A 16046-nucleotide genomic window follows, 5' to 3' on the forward strand; every position below is an offset into this window, starting at 1 on the left:
ACAGGCCGTCCGGAATTGTCGGTGGGGGCGCCTAGGATCGGGGGCGTGGCAGAGACAGCATCGAAGAAGACGGACCAGACGACCGCAGCGGACCGCCCCCGCCTGATGCTCATGGACGGGCACTCCCTGGCGTACCGGGCGTTCTTCGCGCTGCCCGCGGAGAACTTCACCACCGCGACCGGCCAGCCGACCAACGCCATCTACGGCTTCGCGTCGATGCTGGCGAACACGCTGCGCGACGAGGCGCCCACGCATTTCGCGGTGGCGTTCGACGTCTCGCGCAAGACGTGGCGCTCGACGGAGTTCCCCGAGTACAAGGCGAACCGCTCCAAGACCCCCGACGAGTTCAAGGGGCAGGTCGAGCTGATCGGAGAGCTGCTCGACGCGATGCACGTGCCGCGGTTCGCCGTCGACGGCTTCGAGGCCGACGACGTGATCGCGACGCTGGCGACGCAGGCGGAGGCGCTGGGCTTTGAGGTGCTGATCGTCACCGGCGACCGGGACTCCTTCCAGCTCGTCTCCGCGCACACCACCGTGCTCTACCCGACCAAGGGCGTCTCCGAGCTGACCCGGTTCACCCCGGAGAAGGTCGAGGAGAAGTACGGGCTCACCCCCCAGCAGTATCCGGACTTCGCCGCGCTGCGCGGCGACCCGTCCGACAACCTGCCCGGCATCCCGGGCGTCGGTGAGAAGACCGCCGCCAAGTGGATCACCCAGTTCGGTTCGTTCGCGGAGCTCGTGGAGCGTGCCGAGGAGGTCAAGGGCAAGGCCGGGCAGAACTTCCGGGACCACCTGGAGGCCGTCAAGCTCAACCGCGTCCTGACCGAGATGGTCAAGGACGTGGAGCTGCCCAAGACCCCCTCCGACCTGGCCCGCCTGCCGTACGACCGGTCCGCGGTGACCGGCGTGCTGGACGTGCTGGAGATCCGCAACGCCTCGCTGCGCGAGCGGCTGCTGGCCGTGGACCCGGGCGCCGCCGAGGAACCCGCCCCCGTTCCGGCCGCGGCCGGTGTGGAGCTGGACGGCAGCGTGCTGGGCGCGGGCGAGCTCGCGCCGTGGCTCGAGGGCCGCGCGGGCGTCCCGCTGGGCATCTCCACCGTGGACAGCTGGGCGCTGGGGCAGGGCAACGTCAGCGAGATCGCGCTGGCCGCCGCCGACGGCGCCGCCGCCTGGTTCGAGCCGTCCGAGCTGGACGAGGCCGACGAGCGGGCCTTCGCCGCCTGGGCCGCCGACGCGGCGCGGCCGAAGGTGGTGCACAACGCGAAGGGCCTGATGCGGGTCTTCCCCGAGCACGGCTGGAGCCTCGCGGGCGTCACCATGGACACCGCGCTCGCCGCCTACCTGGTCAAGCCGGGCCGCCGGTCCTTCGCCCTGGACGTGCTGTCCAACGAGTACCTGCACCGCGAGCTGGCCCCGGCCGCCGCCGACGGTCAGCTGGCCTTCGGCGCCGACGAGACGGCCGAGGCCGAGGCGCTGATGGCGCAGGCCCGCGCGGTCCTGGACCTGGGCGAGGCCTTCACCGGCAAGCTCGCCGAGGTCGGCGCCGTGGAGCTGCTCCACGACATGGAGCTGCCCACGTCCGAGCTGCTGGCCCGGATGGAGCGGTCCGGCATCGCCGCCGACCGCGACCACCTGGAGGCCATGGAGCAGCAGTTCGCCGGAGCGGTGCAGCAGGCGGTGAAGGAGGCGCACGCGGCGGTCGGCCACGAGTTCAACCTCGGCTCGCCCAAGCAGCTCCAGGAGGTCTTCTTCGGCGAGCTGGACCTGCCCAAGACCAAGAAGACCAAGACCGGCTACACCACGGACGCGGACGCGCTGGCCTGGCTGGCCACGCAGACCGACCACGAACTGCCGGTGATCATGCTGCGGCACCGGGAGCAGGCCAAGCTGCGCGTCACCGTCGAGGGCCTGGTCAAGACCATCGGCGCCGACGGCCGGGTGCACACCAGCTTCAGCCAGACCGTCGCCGCGACCGGACGGCTGTCCTCCACCGACCCCAACCTGCAGAACGTGCCGGTGCGCACCGACGAGGGCCGCGCCATCCGCCGCGGGTTCGTCGTCGGCGAGGGCTTCGAGTCCCTGATGACGGCGGACTACAGCCAGATCGAGCTGCGCGTGATGGCCCACCTCTCCGAGGACGAGGGCCTGATCGAGGCGTTCGCCACCGGCGAGGACCTGCACACCACCGTCGCCTCCCAGGTGTTCGGCGTGGAGCGGTCGCAGGTCGACGCCGAGATGCGCCGCAAGATCAAGGCCATGTCGTACGGGCTCGCGTACGGACTGTCCGCGTTCGGGCTCGCCCAGCAGCTGAACATCGAGCCCGCCGAGGCGCGCGGCCTGATGGAGACGTTCTTCGAGCGCTTCGGCGGGGTCCGCGACTACCTCCGGCGCGTCGTGGACGAGGCCCGCGCCACCGGCTACACGGCGACGGTCTTCGGCCGCCGCCGGTACCTGCCCGACCTGGGCAGCGACAACCGCCAGCGCCGCGAGGCCGCCGAGCGGATGGCGCTCAACGCCCCGATCCAGGGCACCGCCGCCGACATCGTCAAGGTCGCGATGCTGCGCGTGGACCGGGCCATCGTGCAGGCCGGGCTGCGGTCGCGGATGCTGCTCCAGGTCCACGACGAAATCGTGCTGGAGATCGCGCCGGGCGAGCGCGAGCGGGTGGAGGAGCTGGTGCGCCGCGAGATGGGCGCCGCCGTCGAGCTCCGGGCCCCGCTGGACGTGTCCGTGGGCGTCGGCTCCGACTGGGAGTCCGCCGCGCACTGACCCGCCCGCTCGGACCGTCCGCGACGCCCGTCCCCGCTAGAGCGTGGGGACGGGCGTTCGCGTCTCCTGCGGGGTGCGGCGGGCGCGGCCGCCGCGGTGCCGGACCCGTACGAGGGCCCCGTACAGCAGCAGGCCCACGGCGAGGCCGCCGCCCGCCCCGAAGCAGACCGTCGGGATGATGTCGAGCGGCGTGCGGATCCGGTCGAAGAAGGTGAAGAAGCGGATCACGCGCACCGTGACCCCTGCCGCCACGCACACCGCGAGCAGGGCCAGCGCCCACCGGGTCTCGGCCCGGGTCAGTGCCGGCACGGACGCGGGGACCGGGGAGGGCGGCAGCCGGCGCAGCGCCGTCAAGAGGAACCAGCCGATCGCGCAGGCGGCGACCGCCGAAGTCCCGTACTGCAGGTAGGAGTAGAGCGGCAGGCCGAAGGCGAGCGGCTCACCGAGCGCGGGCAGGGCGTCGGTTCCCCAGCGGTCCAGGTGCGTGAAGCTGTCCCATACGACGTGCGTGAGCGATCCGGCGACCGCCGAGAGGTAGAACCAGAGGGCGAGCGGGAGCAGTCGGCGCCCCCGCCAGTGCTCGCCCCGCACGAAGGCGTGGACGCGGCCCCGCCGGCCGCGGGGCAGGAGCGCGATCAGCGGCTCGCGCAGCAGCAGCCAGCACGCCACGAGGACGGCGGTGAGCGCCGCGTCCGCGGTGAGCACGCCCGGCAGGGAATGCGTGAAGGCGCCGTACGACATGACCCCGCCGACGACCGCGTCGGCGAAGTAGAAGGTGTCCGGCGCGAACGATCCGAGGACCAGCGCCGAGGCGACCAGCGGCCCCCGCGCCCGCCCGGTACGGCGGACGGCCGGAAGGACGGCGGCCGCATGGCTGAGCGTGAACGGCATGGCACCTCTCCTGGATCTTCTCCCTGCGGCCAGTATGCGCGACCCCCGCAGGACGTGGGGATGTGGTGAATTCCACCCCGGCGTGCGTGCCCTGTGCAGGGAGTTGACGTAGGGTCACGCGGACGTCGAGGGGGAGGGGTCCGGCTGATGTCGGCTCGAATATTCGGACGCGGGCTGCGCAGGGGCGCGGCGGCAGCCCTGGTATCCGCCCTGGTGGTCGCCGCGGTGACCGCCTCCCAGGGGCCGGCCGGCGGGAGCGGGGAGCGGACCTCCGCCGCCGGGGACGGCGGCGCGCAGCCCCTCCCGGACAGCGGCACCGGAGGGGACAGCTCCTACTTCACCGAACTCCCGCCGCTGGTCAGCCCCGACCCGCAGGCCGTGCTGCTGCCGGACGGGCAGCCTTCCGCCCCGGCAGGGCAGCCGGCGGCCGAGACCGTTCCCGCAGCGGCCGCCGGGGGCGCGGCCGCGGGCGTGGGAACGCAGGGGATACCCGCGAGCGTGCTCGCCGCGTACCTGCGGGCGGAGAAGAACGTGGGGGAGAGCGACGCCCGCTGCGGGCTGCGCTGGCAGCTGCTCGCGGCGATCGGCAAGGTCGAATCGGGGCAGGCCCGCGGCGGCCGGGTCGACGCGTCGGGCACCACGCTGAGGCCGATCCTCGGCCCCGTGCTCGACGGCAACGGCTTCGCGAACATCCGGGACACGGACGGCGGGGCGTACGACGGCGACGCCCGCTACGACCGGGCGGTCGGCCCGATGCAGTTCATCCCCTCCACCTGGGCGGCCTGGGGCCAGGACGCGGACGGCGACGGGCGGCGCGACCCGAACAACGTGTACGACGCGGCCCTCGCGGCCGGGCGGTACCTGTGCGCGGGCACCAGGGACCTGCGGGTGGAGGCGGACCTGGACCGGGCCGTGCTGTCGTACAACCACTCCACGGAGTACCTGCGGACCGTGCGGTCCTGGTTCACGTACTACCTCAAGGGAACGCACGAGGTCCCGGACGCGGCCGGCACCCCCGCGCCCGAGCCCGCGGCGACGGCACCGAAGCCGCCCGCGAAGCCGGACCCGACGCCCACCCCGGACCCGAAGCCGACGCCGAGCCCCACGCCGGACCCGACGCCGACGCCGGACCCGAAGCCGACGCCGAGCCCCACGCCGGACCCGAAGCCGACGCCGGACCCGACCACGGACCCGAAGCCGACGCCTACTCCCACGCCCACCCCCACGCCGACCCCCAGCCCGACGCCGACGCCGACTCCTACACCCACTCCCACCCCGACCCCCAGCCCCACACCCCCTCCCGCTCCGACCCCGTCCCCGACACGTACGCCGAGCCCGACCCCGACGGCCACCGCGCCCACGAAGCCCGCACCCAAGCCGTCCGCGTCCGCGTCCGCCTCCGCCTCCCCGTCCGCGTCGAGGCCCGCGTCCCCCTCCCCGTCCCCCACGCCGGAGGCGACCGGCGGGACCGGGGCCCGGTAGCGCGCGAGGGATCCGGGGCCGCCGGCTGTCGCCGCCGTCCGCCGGGCCGGACAGGTGCGCGCGGCCGCCACCCCCGGACCACGCGCCCCGGCAAACCTGCCCGGTCGCGGCACCAGACGGTTCTCATCTGGCCCCCGCGTTGCTACGGTGCCTCCGCCCTGACGCCCTATCAGATTCCGGAGGCCCGGCATGCGCGCATTCATCGCCGCCGCCAGCGGGCTCGTCCTCGCGGTGCTCCTCGTCCTCGCCGTCACGGCGCTCGGGGCGCCCGAAGGCAAGACCTCCCCCAAGCCCCTGCTCACCACCGCGCCCCCCGCGCCCGGAAAGTAGAGGAGGGCCCGGCCATGCGACGCAGAGCGAGCCTTGTCCTGCTGGCCCTCGCCGTGTTCTGCGCGGCGCTCTCACCGCTGCTGCGCTGGTACGCGTACCCGCGGCTCGCCAAGATCCCGCCGAACCAGTACCAGGAGATGGTCCTGGAGGCGAAGGACGCGACCCTCCTCGACTACTTCAACGGCATGCAGCCCAAGAAGGTCGACAAGGTCACCATCGTCCAGACCCTCAAGGGCAACGTCGAGGCGTCGAAGGAGATCGAGGCCAGCGCCGGCAAGGACGTGGTCGTCTGGGACACGCTGACGCACATCATGGACCCGGAGGGCAAGACGGTCTCCCAGATCCCCGAGCGCTACATCTTCGACGCCCACACCCAGGACCCGGTGCACGCCACCGGCGAGATGGTCGACGGGGACCCGGTCAAGCGCGAGGGCATCGAGTTCAAGTGGCCGTTCTTCACCGAGCCGCGCGACTACCTGTACTTCGACGCGCAGACCCGCACCTCCTCCCCGATCCACTACGTCGGCCCGCGCACGTACCGCGGCATGGAGGTCTACTACTTCGAGCAGACCGTCCCGTGGACCAAGGTCTCCATGCCGAAGAAGATGCCCATCGAGGGCATCGACCCGGCGACGATCGAGGCGACCACCGGCACCACCCTCTGGTACACGACCAAGGCGATGTTCTGGGTGGACCCGGTCACCGGGGCGCCCGTCAACGCCGAGCAGGAGATCAAGCAGGAGATGCGCGGCGGGATCGCGGCGAGCGGCCCCGACGGCAAGCTCACCGCCTTCGCCGGGCACGTGAAGATGCGCGAGGACTACGCCGAGTACACCCTCGACCTGGTCGCGGCGAACCGCACGAAGGTGCTCGCCCTGCACACCTACGCCCCGATCGGCCTGGCCGCCGGCGGCCTGCTGCTCCTCGGGCTCGCGCTGTGGCTGGAGGCGAGGAGCCGGCGCGGCCCCCGGGAGGAGCTCAGCGCCTGAGCCGGGCGTTGGTGTGCCGGGTGGGCTCCGCGGTGGAGGGGTCCTCGGGCCAGGGGTGCTTGGGGTAGCGGCCGCGCAGCTCGGCTCGGACGGCCCGGTAGCCGCCCTGCCAGAAGGAGGCGAGGTCGGCGGTGACGGCGGCGGGCCGTCCGGCGGGCGACAGCAGGTGGACGAGTACGGGGACTCCCGCGATCCTGGGGGTCTCGGCCAGCCCGAACAGCTCCTGGAGTTTGACGGCGAGCACCGGCTGCCCGTGCTCCGCGGAGTAGTCGACCCGGATCCGGGACCCGCTGGGCACCTCCAGCCGTTCCGGAGCCAGCTCGTCCAGCCGGGCTGCCTCGCCGGTGGCCCAGGGCAGCAGCCGGTGCAGGGCCTGACCCGCGTCGATCCGGCCGAGGTCGGCCCGGCGCCGGGCCCGCGAGAGCTCGGGCTCCAGCCAGTCGTCGGCGCGGTCCAGCAGGACCCCGTCGTCCGCCACGTCGGGCCAGGCGCCGCCGAGCGTCCGGTGCAGGAACCCCAGCCGGGCCCGCAGGCCCTCCGCGTCCGCGGACCAGCGCAGCAGCCCGAGCCCCTCGCCGCGCAGCCCGTCGAGCAGGGCGGCCCGGACGAGGGCCGGATCGGGGTCGCGCAGCGGGCGGGCGGCGAGCTCGACGGCCCCGAGCCGGTGCGTGGCGCGGGCCACGAGGTCCCCGTCCTCCCAGCGCACCTCGTCCCCCTCGGTCCGCAGGTGGGCGGCGGCGGCCAGCGCGGTGTCCTCGTCGATGACGGAGGCGAGCCGGATCCGCGCGGAGGCCGAGTGCGGGGGCCGGTCGGCGACGGCGACGGCCAGCCAGGGCGCCCGGCGCAGCGGCGACCCGTCACCGAGCTCGGCCCCGGTCCCGGAGGCCATGAGGAACGCCCCCTCCCCCCTGGCCTTGGCCACCCGCTCCGGGAACGCCAAGGCCGCGACGAGCCCGGCCACGCCGTCGTCACCGGGGCTCAGCCCCGGACCCTGCGCCTCGAACGCCGGCGGGGCCGGAGGGTGCCCGGCGGTGCGCTGGACGGCCCAGAGGGCCATTTCAGCCCCGCCGGCGTCTGAGGCGCGGGGGTCCGGGGGCGGAGCCCCCGACGGGTCCGGGCGGAGCCCGGTTCCGGGAAGGGGCGCGGTGGGGGAGAGCCCCGCGGGGTCCGGAGCAGGGCCCCCCGGCGCGGAGGGGTCCGCAGGGGCGAGGACCGCGCGCCGCAGGCGGGCCGCTTCCGCACGCCAGCGCACGCCATACGCGTCGCCGCCCCGGCGGGCAGAACGCCACGCCGCCCCCAGGTCGTCCCCGTACTCCCGCGGCGGCTCCTCGCTCAGCAGCGCCACGATCTCCGCCGCACGGCGGGCCCCGACGGCCGACGCCCCGTCCAGCAGCGCACGCGCCAGCCGCGGGTGCAGGCCCAGCCGGGCCATCCGCAACCCCCGCCCGGTCGGCCGCCCGGCCGCGTCCACCGCGCCGACCGCCACCAGCACCTCGCGCGCCGCGGCCATCGCCCCGGCGGGCGGCGGGTCCAGCAGCGCCAGGCCGGCCGCGTCCGGGTCGCCCCAGCAGGCCGCCTGCAGCGCGAACTGCGCCAGGTCCGCGATGCGGATCTCCGGCGCCGGGAAGGCGGGGAGGCGGGCGTCCTCCGCCTCCGTCCAGCAGCGGTACACCGCGCCCGGCGCCTCGCGCCCGGCCCGGCCCGCCCGCTGGCGGCATGCCGCGCGGGAGGCCCGTACGGTCGCCAGCGCGCCCAGCCCGCGCGCATGGTCCACCCGGGGTTCGCGGGCCAGCCCGGAGTCCACCACCACGCGGACCCCGGGAACGGTCAGGCTGGACTCCGCGACCGCCGTCGCGAGGATCACCCGGCGGTGGTCCGAGGCCGTCAGCGCCGCGTCCTGCACCGCGGCCGCCGCCCGGCCGTGGACCTGGAGGACCTGCGCGTCCACACCGCCCAGCTGCCCGGCCACCCGGGCGATCTCCCCGACGCCGGGCAGGAAGCACAGCACGTCGCCGGAACGTTCCGCCAGCGCCCGCCGCACCACCGAGGCCACGTGCGCCAGCTGCGCCGGATCCACCCGCATCCCGTGCGGGGGCCTCACCGGCCGGGCAGGCGGGGCCCACACCGTCTCCACCGGGTACGAGGCGCCCGCGGCCTCCACCACCGGAGCGCCCCCCAGCAGCCGGGCCCAGCCCGCCGCGTCGGTCGTCGCCGAAGCCGCCACCAGCCGCAGCTCCGGGCGCAGGGTCTCCCGTACGTCCAGGAGGAAGGCGGCGACGGTGTCGGCGTCCAGGTGCCGCTCGTGGCACTCGTCCAGGACCACCAGGTCCACGCCGGACAGCTCCTGGTCCCGCTGGAGCCGCTGGAGCAGCACACCGGTGGTGACCACCTCCACCACCGTCGAGGGGCCCGCCACCCGCTCCCCGCGCACCGTGAAGCCCACCGCGCCGCCCACCGGCTCGCCCAGCAGCCAGGCCATCCGCCGGGCCGCCGCCCGGGCCGCGATCCGCCGCGGTTCGGCGACCACGACCCTGCGCCGGGGCCCGCCCCCCACCAGCCCCGCCAGGACCAGGGGCACCAGCGTGGTCTTGCCGGTGCCGGGCGGGGCGCAGAGCACGGCGGTGCCGTGGGCGTCCAGCGCCGAGACGAGCGCGGGCACGGCCTCCCGTACGGGGAGGGCGTCGAGGTCGGAGCGGCGGATCAAGGAATCAGTCCCTCTCGCACACGAAGATCGCCGTACCCGGGATCAGGTTGCCGCGCAGCGGGGACCAGCCGCCCCACTCCTGGCTGTTCCACTCCGGCCACTCCGGCTCGACGAGGTCGACCAGCCGGAAGCCGCCCGCCACCACGTCGCGGACCCGGTCGCCGACCGTGCGGTGGTGCTCCACGTACACGGCGCGGCCCTGCTCGTCCTGTTCCACGTACGGGGTGCGGTCGAAGTAGGAGGCGGCGACGGACAGCCCCTCGGGGCCGGGCTCGTCGGGGAAGGCCCAGCGCAGGGGATGGGTGACGGAGAAGACCCAGCGGCCGCCGGGGCGCAGCACGCGGTGCACCTCGCGCATCACGTTCACCGGGTCCGCGACGAAGGGGACGGCCCCGTAGGCGGAGCAGGCCAGGTCGAAGGAGGCGTCGCGGAAGGGCAGCCGGCCGGCGTCCGCCTCGACGAGGAGGGCCCCCGGCACGTCGTCGCCGCCGATGCGCAGGGCGTGCTGGAGCTGGCGGTGGGAGAGGTCGAGGGCGACCGCGCGGGCCCCCTGGGCGGCGAGCCAGCGCGAGCACTGGGCGGCGCCGGCGCCGATCTCCAGGACGTCCTTGCCCTTGAGGGAGGAGGCGGGGCCTAGGAGGGCCGCCTCCGCCTCGTCGAGCCCCTCGGGTCCCCAGACGAAGCGGTCGTCGCCGAGGAAGGCGCCGTGCTCGCTCTGGTACTCGTCGGCGTTGCGGTCCCACCAGCCGCGGCTGGCCCGGCTGCTCTCCGCCTCCCCCGCGTCACGCCGGGTGGCCTCGGCGTCCTCGCCGGTGCGGGGATCGGCGCCGTACGCGTCTTCGGGGGCGTAGTCCTCTTGGTTCATGGGGCCCGTCGTCGTAGTCTGCGAATGTCTGTGGATGCCCGTGGATGCCCGCGGCCGTCCGTGGCTCGCCGCGAAAAGTGACGGGGAAGCGTCATCAGCGCCTCCCCGCCCACGAATTGTGCCGGTTGTGCGGCGATCCGCCGGGGGTGTCCGCCTTCGCGCATTGACCCTGTCCGGCTGCCCCCGTATGCTACAAGTTGCGCTGCGAGCCTGTGCTCCTCAGACCTAGCAGGCTGCGCTTGCATCTGTTGATGTCCCCTCGGTTTTCGAGGCCCTGCCGCTCTTCCGCGGATCGGGGGCCTCCTTGGCTGTCCGGTCTTCGGTGGATGCCGATAAGGGCTCCCGGCGTAGCAGTACCTACGACTTTCTGTCCGTAACCGGAGCCCTTTCCCACATGACGAGCAGCACCGAGACCACCGCCACCACTCCGCAGGTTGCGGTCAACGACATCGGCGACGCGGACGCGTTCCTCGCGGCGATCGACGAGACGATCAAGTACTTCAACGATGGCGACATCGTCGACGGCGTCATCGTCAAGGTTGACCGGGACGAGGTTCTCCTCGACATCGGTTACAAGACCGAAGGCGTCATCCCGAGCCGCGAGCTCTCGATCAAGCACGACGTCGACCCGAACGAGGTCGTCAAGGTCGGCGACGAGATCGAGGCCCTGGTTCTCCAGAAGGAGGACAAGGAAGGCCGCCTGATCCTCTCGAAGAAGCGCGCTCAGTACGAGCGTGCCTGGGGCACCATCGAGAAGATCAAGGAAGAAGACGGCATCGTCACCGGTACCGTCATCGAGGTCGTCAAGGGTGGTCTCATCCTCGACATCGGCCTCCGCGGCTTCCTGCCGGCCTCTCTCGTCGAGATGCGTCGCGTCCGCGACCTCCAGCCCTACGTGGGCAAGGAGCTCGAGGCGAAGATCATCGAGCTCGACAAGAACCGCAACAACGTGGTTCTGTCGCGCCGCGCCTGGCTCGAGCAGACCCAGTCCGAGGTTCGCCAGACGTTCCTCACCACCCTGCAGAAGGGTCAGGTCCGCTCCGGCGTCGTCTCCTCGATCGTCAACTTCGGTGCCTTCGTGGACCTGGGTGGCGTCGACGGTCTCGTGCACGTCTCCGAGCTGTCCTGGAAGCACATCGACCACCCGTCCGAGGTCGTCGAGGTCGGTCAGGAAGTCACCGTCGAGGTCCTCGACGTCGACATGGACCGCGAGCGCGTCTCCCTGTCGCTGAAGGCGACGCAGGAAGACCCGTGGCAGCAGTTCGCCCGGACCCACCAGATCGGCCAGGTCGTCCCGGGCAAGGTCACCAAGCTGGTTCCGTTCGGTGCGTTCGTCCGCGTGGACGAGGGCATCGAGGGTCTGGTCCACATCTCCGAGCTGGCCGAGCGCCACGTGGAGATCCCGGAGCAGGTCGTCCAGGTCAACGACGAGATCTTCGTCAAGGTCATCGACATCGACCTCGAGCGTCGCCGGATCTCGCTGTCGCTGAAGCAGGCCAACGAGTCCTTCGGTGCCGACCCGGCGTCGGTCGAGTTCGACCCGACCCTGTACGGCATGGCCGCGTCGTACGACGACCAGGGCAACTACATCTACCCCGAGGGCTTCGACCCCGAGACCAACGACTGGCTCGAGGGCTTCGACAAGCAGCGCGAGGCCTGGGAGACCCAGTACGCCGAGGCGCAGCAGCGCTTCGAGCAGCACCAGGCTCAGGTAATCAAGAGCCGCGAGGCCGACGAGGCCGCTGCCGCCGAGGGTGCTGCCGCCCCGGCCGCCGGTGGCGGCAACGCCGGTGCGGGCATCTCGGGCGGTTCGTACTCCTCGGAGTCGGACGAGACCTCCGGCGCCCTGGCGTCGGACGAGGCCCTGGCCGCGCTCCGCGAGAAGCTGGCCGGCGGCCAGAGCTGATCGCAGCGCGCACCACGCCTCCGGGCGTGAGCCGAGCTGGTTGAGCTGAACGACAAGGCCCGTCCCCTCCGGGGGGCGGGCCTTGTCGCGTCGGTGCGCCGGCCCCTCCGAGCCTCCCGGGCCAGGTGAGCCTCCGGCCCCCGGATCCTGTTGCGTTCGTGTGAAAACGGCCAACTGGGGAATGGCACAGCCTCCTTGCACGTTCTTGCAGAGAACGCGCAGCGAGGGAGGAGTGGTGACGGTGCTCGATCCACAGGGCTTGTACGAATGGGACGCCAAGGGCCTGGCGGTGGCCGACCTGGCGCTCGCCCAGGACTCGGCCGGGCTGGTCATGCTGTACCACTTCGAGGGGTACATCGACGCGGGCGAGGCCGGGGAGCAGATCGTCGAGCGGCTCCTGGACACCCTGCCCCACCAGGTGGTGGCGCGGTTCGACGCGGACCGGCTGGTGGACTACCGGGCCCGCCGCCCGCTGCTGACCTTCCAGCGCGACCACTGGACGGAGTTCGAGGAGCCCCGGCTGGAGGTCCGGCTGGTCCAGGACGCCACCGGAGCCCCCTTCCTGCTGCTGTCCGGCCCCGAGCCGGACGTGGAGTGGGAGCGCTTCAGCGCGGCCGTCCGGCAGATCGTCGAGCGCCTCGGCGTGCGGCTGTCGGTCAACTTCCACGGCATCCCCATGGGCGTCCCGCACACCCGGCCCGTCGGCATCACCCCCCACGGCAACCGGACCGACCTCATGCCGGGCCACCGCAGCCCCTTCGACGAGGCCCAGGTGCCCGGCAGCGCGGAGTCCCTGGTGGAGTTCCGCCTGGCCCAGGCCGGGCACGACGTGCTGGGCGTCGCCGCGCACGTACCGCACTACGTGGCCCGCTCCCCGTATCCGGACGCGGCGCTGACGGTGCTGGAGGCCATCACGGCGGCCACCGGACTGGTCCTGCCCGCAGTGGCACACGCCCTGCGGACGGAAGCGCACCGCACGCAGACGGAGATCGACCGGCAGATCCGGGAGGGCGACGAGGAACTGGTCGGCCTCGTCCAGGGGCTGGAGCACCAGTACGACGCGGCCGCCGGCGCCGAGACCCGCGGAAACATGATCGCCGAGCCCGCGGAGATCCCCTCGGCGGACGAGATCGGGCGCGAGTTCGAGCGGTTCCTCGCCGAGCGCGAGGGCGAGAACTGACACCGGGGGCTGTGGGGGCGGCGGGGGCGCGGTCTAGGCTGAGGACCATGCTGAAGGTGGGGTTGACGGGCGGAATCGGTGCCGGCAAGAGCGAGGTCTCGCGACGGCTGGCGGGGTACGGGGCGGTCATCGTGGATGCCGACCGGATCGCGCGGGAGGTCGTCGAGCCCGGTACGCCGGGGCTCGCGGCCGTCGTCGCGGCCTTCGGGGAGGCGGTGCTGACCACTGAGGGGGCTCTGGACCGGCCGAAGCTGGGCTCCGTCGTGTTCGCCGACCCGGCGAAGCTCCAGACCCTGAACGCGATCGTGCACCCGCTGGTCGGGGCCCGCTCGGCCGAGCTGGAGGCCGCCGCGGGGCAGGACGCGATCGTCGTGCACGACGTACCGCTGCTCACGGAGAACGGCCTGGCGCCGCTGTACGACCTGGTGGTCGTGGTGGACGCGGCCCCCGCCACGCAGCTGGCGCGGCTGACCGGGCTGCGCGGCATGGCCGAGGAGGAGGCGCGGGCCAGGATGGCCGCGCAGGCCACGCGGGAGCAGCGGCTCGCGGTGGCGAACCTGGTGATCGACAACGACGGGCCGCTGGAGGCGCTGGAACCCCAGGTGCGCAAGGTGTGGGCGGAGCTCACCGCGCGCGCGGCGCAGCCGGGGCGGCCGACGGAATAGCGGGCGCGGGGCGGGGCGTTGAACGCGCCCGTAGAGGGAAGGAACCGATCGTGTCCGACACCACGCCGCAGTCCTCGTCTTCGTCCTCGTCGGCGAGCCCGGAGACGCACGTCATCGACTACCGGGCCGCGGAGCAGCTGCTGGCCGCACGCGACCCGCGGGGCGCGGTGAAGCTGCTCGACTCCGTCATAGCCGCCCACCCCGAGAACACGGCGGCCCGGCTGCTGCGCGCCCGGGCCTTCTTCGCCGCGGCGCAACTGCGTCCGGCGCAGCTGGAGTTCGAGCTGGTGCTGGAGCGGGAGCCGGACAACGCCTACGCCCACTTCGCGCTGGCCCGCACCCACCAGCGCTCCGGCCGGCCCGAGCAGGCGCGCAAGCACTTCCGGCTGGCCGCCGCCCTCGACCCGCAGCCGGAGTACCTGGAAGCGGCCCGCTTCGAGCAGTAGCGGGGACCGTCACCGCTCGTTGCGCGGCGGCTCGTACGGGGGGATGTCCGGGCCGGGCTGGTAGTGCGGGCCCTGGTGGATGCGGTGGACGACCACCGCCAGGTCCACCGCGGCCAGCAGCGCGACCGCCCCGCAGACCGCGGCCCATCCGGGACGGGCCGCCAGCGAGAACGCGGCCGTCCCGGCGGCGGCCCAGACCAGCCCCCACAGACTCAGCCAGAACCGCAGCCGCAGCGCACTGCGGGCGGTCGCCGGCTCATTCCCGGAACGCATGGTCATCGCCTCATGTCCATGGTCCCACTCGGCGCGGCGCGCGGCGCGCGGCCGGGTCACGGGTTGAGCTTGTTCACGGCCCTGGTGGTCGTCTTCCTGAAGTCGGCGACGGGCGCGTGGGAAAGGTCGCCCATCTGCCCCCACTGGACGACGGTGACGGTGGAGCCGTCGCGTCCGATGCCGTAGAGGTGGACGCCCGGCTCGGACTCGGGGATCGAGGTGTGCACCCCGTAGACGTGCGCCCCCTCCTCGACGGGGAGCTTCCCGTAGTCCTCCCAGGAGGCGGTGCCCCCCGGGGTCGCCCGCAGCCAGTCGGCGGCGCAGGCGGCGACCTTGCGTTCCAGGGTGCCGGCCAGCTTCGCGGCGGCCGAGGCGGAGGCGGCCCGTACGGAGATCTGCAGGGCGCCGGTGTCGAACTCCGTACCGAACGTGCGGTGCCAGCTGCCCTGCGCCGGAAGCACGCCCTCCAGACAGAGCGGGGCGAACTCGGGGAGCCCCTGCGTGACCTGGCCGGCGTACCAGGGCGAGCCGGGGTGCGGCGGCAGGTCGGCCCCGTTGACGAACCCGGGCGCGGTGGCGGCCGTGGCCGTGGCCGTGGTCGATGCGGTCAGGGCGAGCGCGGCGGCGGCCGCGAGGGCTGCGAAGGCGCTGGCGGTGGCGGTGGCGGTGCGTCGGAACATGGTCGGTTCTCCCCGTTTCCATGGCGGTGTGTTGCCGTGTGTGAACAGCCTTGCCCCGGGCCGGGGTGTCGGGCGACGGATTGCGGCACATTCGGGACACTGGAATGGCCGTACGTGCTGTCACCTGGGGGAACACCCCCTGCATGGAACGGAGTCGCGGGACGGGGGAACGTCGTGGGCGAGGCGGAACGGTCGGGCGAGGCGGAGTCGTTCGCGCGGCTGATGCGGGAGCTGAAGGAACGCGCGGGGCTCAGTTACGGGGCGCTGGCGCGCACACTGCACACGAGTACGTCGACCCTGCACCGCTACTGCAACGGGGAGGCCGTACCGACGGAGTTCGCGGCGGTGGACCGCTTCGCCCGGGCCTGCGGGGCGTCGCCGGGGGAGGCGGTGGACCTGCACCGGGCCTGGCTCCTGGCGGACGCCCGCAGGCGCGAGGCGGCCCGGTCGCCGGGGCGGGCGCCCGCCTCGGGATCGTCACGGGGACCGTCACCGGGTGCGGGTGCGGGTGCGGGTGCGGGTGTGGGTGTGGGGCCGGTTGCGGGTGCGGGTGTGGGTGTGGGTGTGGGGCCGGTTGCGGGGCCGGGTGCGGGTGTGGGTGTGGGGCCGGTTGCGGGGCCGGGTGCGGGTGTGGGTGTGGGGCCGGTTGCGGGTGCCGGTGTGGGTGCGGGACCGGCTGCGGGTGCGGGTGTGGGTGCGGGGCCGGCTGCGGGACCGGGACCAGGGCCGGGGCCGGCTGCGGGGCCGGGTGCGGGTGCGGGTGCCGGATCGGCTTGATTCTCGCGAGGGCGGCGGCGGAGACGGTGGAGTCGGCGGTGACCACGAGGGTCCCGGTGGCGGGGTCGGTGTGCCAGGCGGTGCCCGCG

14 protein-coding genes and 1 pseudogene are annotated in these 16046 nt (G+C 73.7%); 9 read left to right on the forward strand and 6 right to left on the reverse strand.

The features are described 5' to 3' along the window. Positions 1–45 precede the first annotated feature (45 nt). On the forward strand, positions 46–2769 hold the full coding sequence (polA, locus tag AB0D66_RS11575; protein ID WP_362300288.1) for a DNA polymerase I: 2724 nt from the start codon (positions 46–48) through the stop codon (positions 2767–2769). Between the two features lie 36 nt (positions 2770–2805). Here polA and AB0D66_RS11580 read toward each other — a convergent pair whose 3' ends face one another. Further along, positions 2806–3660: a DUF4184 family protein gene (locus AB0D66_RS11580; RefSeq protein WP_362300291.1), complete on the reverse strand. Its 855-nt coding sequence runs from the start codon at positions 3658–3660 to the stop codon at positions 2806–2808. A gap of 147 nt (positions 3661–3807) precedes the next feature. Here AB0D66_RS11580 and AB0D66_RS11585 point away from each other — a divergent pair, with 147 nt between their 5' ends. The 3 genes from AB0D66_RS11585 to AB0D66_RS11595 all read left to right on the forward strand — a co-directional run bounded on the left by AB0D66_RS11585 (position 3808) and on the right by AB0D66_RS11595 (position 6461). Next, positions 3808–5142 (forward strand): lytic transglycosylase domain-containing protein, encoded by a 1335-nt coding sequence (locus AB0D66_RS11585; protein WP_362300294.1) that lies wholly within the window; start codon positions 3808–3810, stop codon positions 5140–5142. A 189-nt stretch (positions 5143–5331) separates the two neighbouring features. Then, the gene (locus AB0D66_RS11590; RefSeq protein ID WP_361751780.1) at positions 5332–5472 is read left to right on the forward strand and encodes an SPW_0924 family protein; all 141 of its coding nucleotides are present in this window, start codon (positions 5332–5334) and stop codon (positions 5470–5472) included. A 14-nt stretch (positions 5473–5486) separates the two neighbouring features. Continuing rightward, the gene (locus tag AB0D66_RS11595) at positions 5487–6461 is read left to right on the forward strand and encodes a DUF3068 domain-containing protein (protein WP_362300298.1); all 975 of its coding nucleotides are present in this window, start codon (positions 5487–5489) and stop codon (positions 6459–6461) included. On the opposite strand, the gene AB0D66_RS11600 is transcribed toward AB0D66_RS11595, so the two are convergent. Both AB0D66_RS11600 and AB0D66_RS11605 read right to left on the reverse strand, forming a co-directional pair. Further along, entirely contained in the window at positions 6451–9165 is a 2715-nt protein-coding gene (locus AB0D66_RS11600) for an ATP-dependent helicase C-terminal domain-containing protein (RefSeq protein ID WP_362300301.1), read from the reverse strand. The two genes, AB0D66_RS11595 and AB0D66_RS11600, sit on opposite strands and share 11 nt — an antisense overlap. 4 nt (positions 9166–9169) lie before the next feature. Next, positions 9170–10030, reverse strand: a complete 861-nt coding sequence (locus tag AB0D66_RS11605; protein WP_362300304.1) for a class I SAM-dependent methyltransferase — start codon at positions 10028–10030, stop codon at positions 9170–9172. Between the two features lie 394 nt (positions 10031–10424). Between AB0D66_RS11605 and rpsA the strand changes: the two genes are divergently transcribed. From rpsA to AB0D66_RS11625, 4 genes are all read left to right on the forward strand, one after another. Beyond that, positions 10425–11936 (forward strand): 30S ribosomal protein S1, encoded by a 1512-nt coding sequence (rpsA, locus tag AB0D66_RS11610; protein WP_030720534.1) that lies wholly within the window; start codon positions 10425–10427, stop codon positions 11934–11936. Between the two features lie 241 nt (positions 11937–12177). Beyond that, positions 12178–13116, forward strand: a complete 939-nt coding sequence (locus AB0D66_RS11615) for a PAC2 family protein (RefSeq protein WP_362300309.1) — start codon at positions 12178–12180, stop codon at positions 13114–13116. Between the two features lie 47 nt (positions 13117–13163). Continuing rightward, entirely contained in the window at positions 13164–13781 is a 618-nt protein-coding gene (gene coaE / locus AB0D66_RS11620) for a dephospho-CoA kinase (protein WP_362300312.1), read from the forward strand. Positions 13782–13831: 50 nt separating this feature from the next. Continuing rightward, positions 13832–14227: a tetratricopeptide repeat protein gene (locus AB0D66_RS11625; protein ID WP_362300315.1), complete on the forward strand. Its 396-nt coding sequence runs from the start codon at positions 13832–13834 to the stop codon at positions 14225–14227. 9 nt (positions 14228–14236) lie between these two features. Here the strand turns inward: AB0D66_RS11625 and AB0D66_RS11630 are convergent, their stop codons facing one another. Then, complete coding sequence (locus AB0D66_RS11630; protein ID WP_362300318.1) at positions 14237–14500, reverse strand: DUF6343 family protein; 264 nt, start codon at positions 14498–14500, stop codon at positions 14237–14239. A 56-nt stretch (positions 14501–14556) separates the two neighbouring features. Then, on the reverse strand, positions 14557–15180 hold the full coding sequence (locus tag AB0D66_RS11635; protein ID WP_362300321.1) for a hypothetical protein: 624 nt from the start codon (positions 15178–15180) through the stop codon (positions 14557–14559). A 222-nt stretch (positions 15181–15402) separates the two neighbouring features. On the opposite strand from AB0D66_RS11635, the gene AB0D66_RS11640 reads away from it, so the two are divergent. Next, positions 15403–15957 (forward strand): helix-turn-helix transcriptional regulator, encoded by a 555-nt coding sequence (locus tag AB0D66_RS11640; protein WP_362300365.1) that lies wholly within the window; start codon positions 15403–15405, stop codon positions 15955–15957. On the opposite strand, the pseudogene AB0D66_RS11645 reads toward AB0D66_RS11640, so the two are convergent. Then, positions 15953–16046: pseudogene (locus AB0D66_RS11645) on the reverse strand (alpha-lytic protease prodomain-containing protein); the annotation flags it as partial. The gene AB0D66_RS11640 and the pseudogene AB0D66_RS11645 overlap by 5 nt on opposite strands.

This window comes from Streptomyces sp. NPDC048270 (genome assembly GCF_040652335.1).
Classification (GTDB): domain Bacteria; phylum Actinomycetota; class Actinomycetes; order Streptomycetales; family Streptomycetaceae; genus Streptomyces.

What these genes read in the sequence shown, in the direction of transcription:
- AB0D66_RS11580 (WP_362300291.1), bottom strand. Translation starts at nt 3,660, where the DNA reads ATGCCGTTCACGCTCAGCCATGCGGCCGCCGTCCTTCCGGCCGTCCGC.
- AB0D66_RS11585 (WP_362300294.1), top strand. Translation starts at nt 3,808, where the DNA reads ATGTCGGCTCGAATATTCGGACGCGGGCTGCGCAGGGGCGCGGCGGCA.
- AB0D66_RS11590 (WP_361751780.1), top strand. Translation starts at nt 5,332, where the DNA reads ATGCGCGCATTCATCGCCGCCGCCAGCGGGCTCGTCCTCGCGGTGCTC.
- AB0D66_RS11595 (WP_362300298.1), top strand. Translation starts at nt 5,487, where the DNA reads ATGCGACGCAGAGCGAGCCTTGTCCTGCTGGCCCTCGCCGTGTTCTGC.
- AB0D66_RS11605 (WP_362300304.1), bottom strand. Translation starts at nt 10,030, where the DNA reads ATGAACCAAGAGGACTACGCCCCCGAAGACGCGTACGGCGCCGATCCC.
- rpsA (WP_030720534.1), top strand. Translation starts at nt 10,425, where the DNA reads ATGACGAGCAGCACCGAGACCACCGCCACCACTCCGCAGGTTGCGGTC.
- coaE (WP_362300312.1), top strand. Translation starts at nt 13,164, where the DNA reads ATGCTGAAGGTGGGGTTGACGGGCGGAATCGGTGCCGGCAAGAGCGAG.
- AB0D66_RS11630 (WP_362300318.1), bottom strand. Translation starts at nt 14,500, where the DNA reads ATGCGTTCCGGGAATGAGCCGGCGACCGCCCGCAGTGCGCTGCGGCTG.
- AB0D66_RS11635 (WP_362300321.1), bottom strand. Translation starts at nt 15,180, where the DNA reads ATGTTCCGACGCACCGCCACCGCCACCGCCAGCGCCTTCGCAGCCCTC.
- AB0D66_RS11640 (WP_362300365.1), top strand. Translation starts at nt 15,403, where the DNA reads ATGCGGGAGCTGAAGGAACGCGCGGGGCTCAGTTACGGGGCGCTGGCG.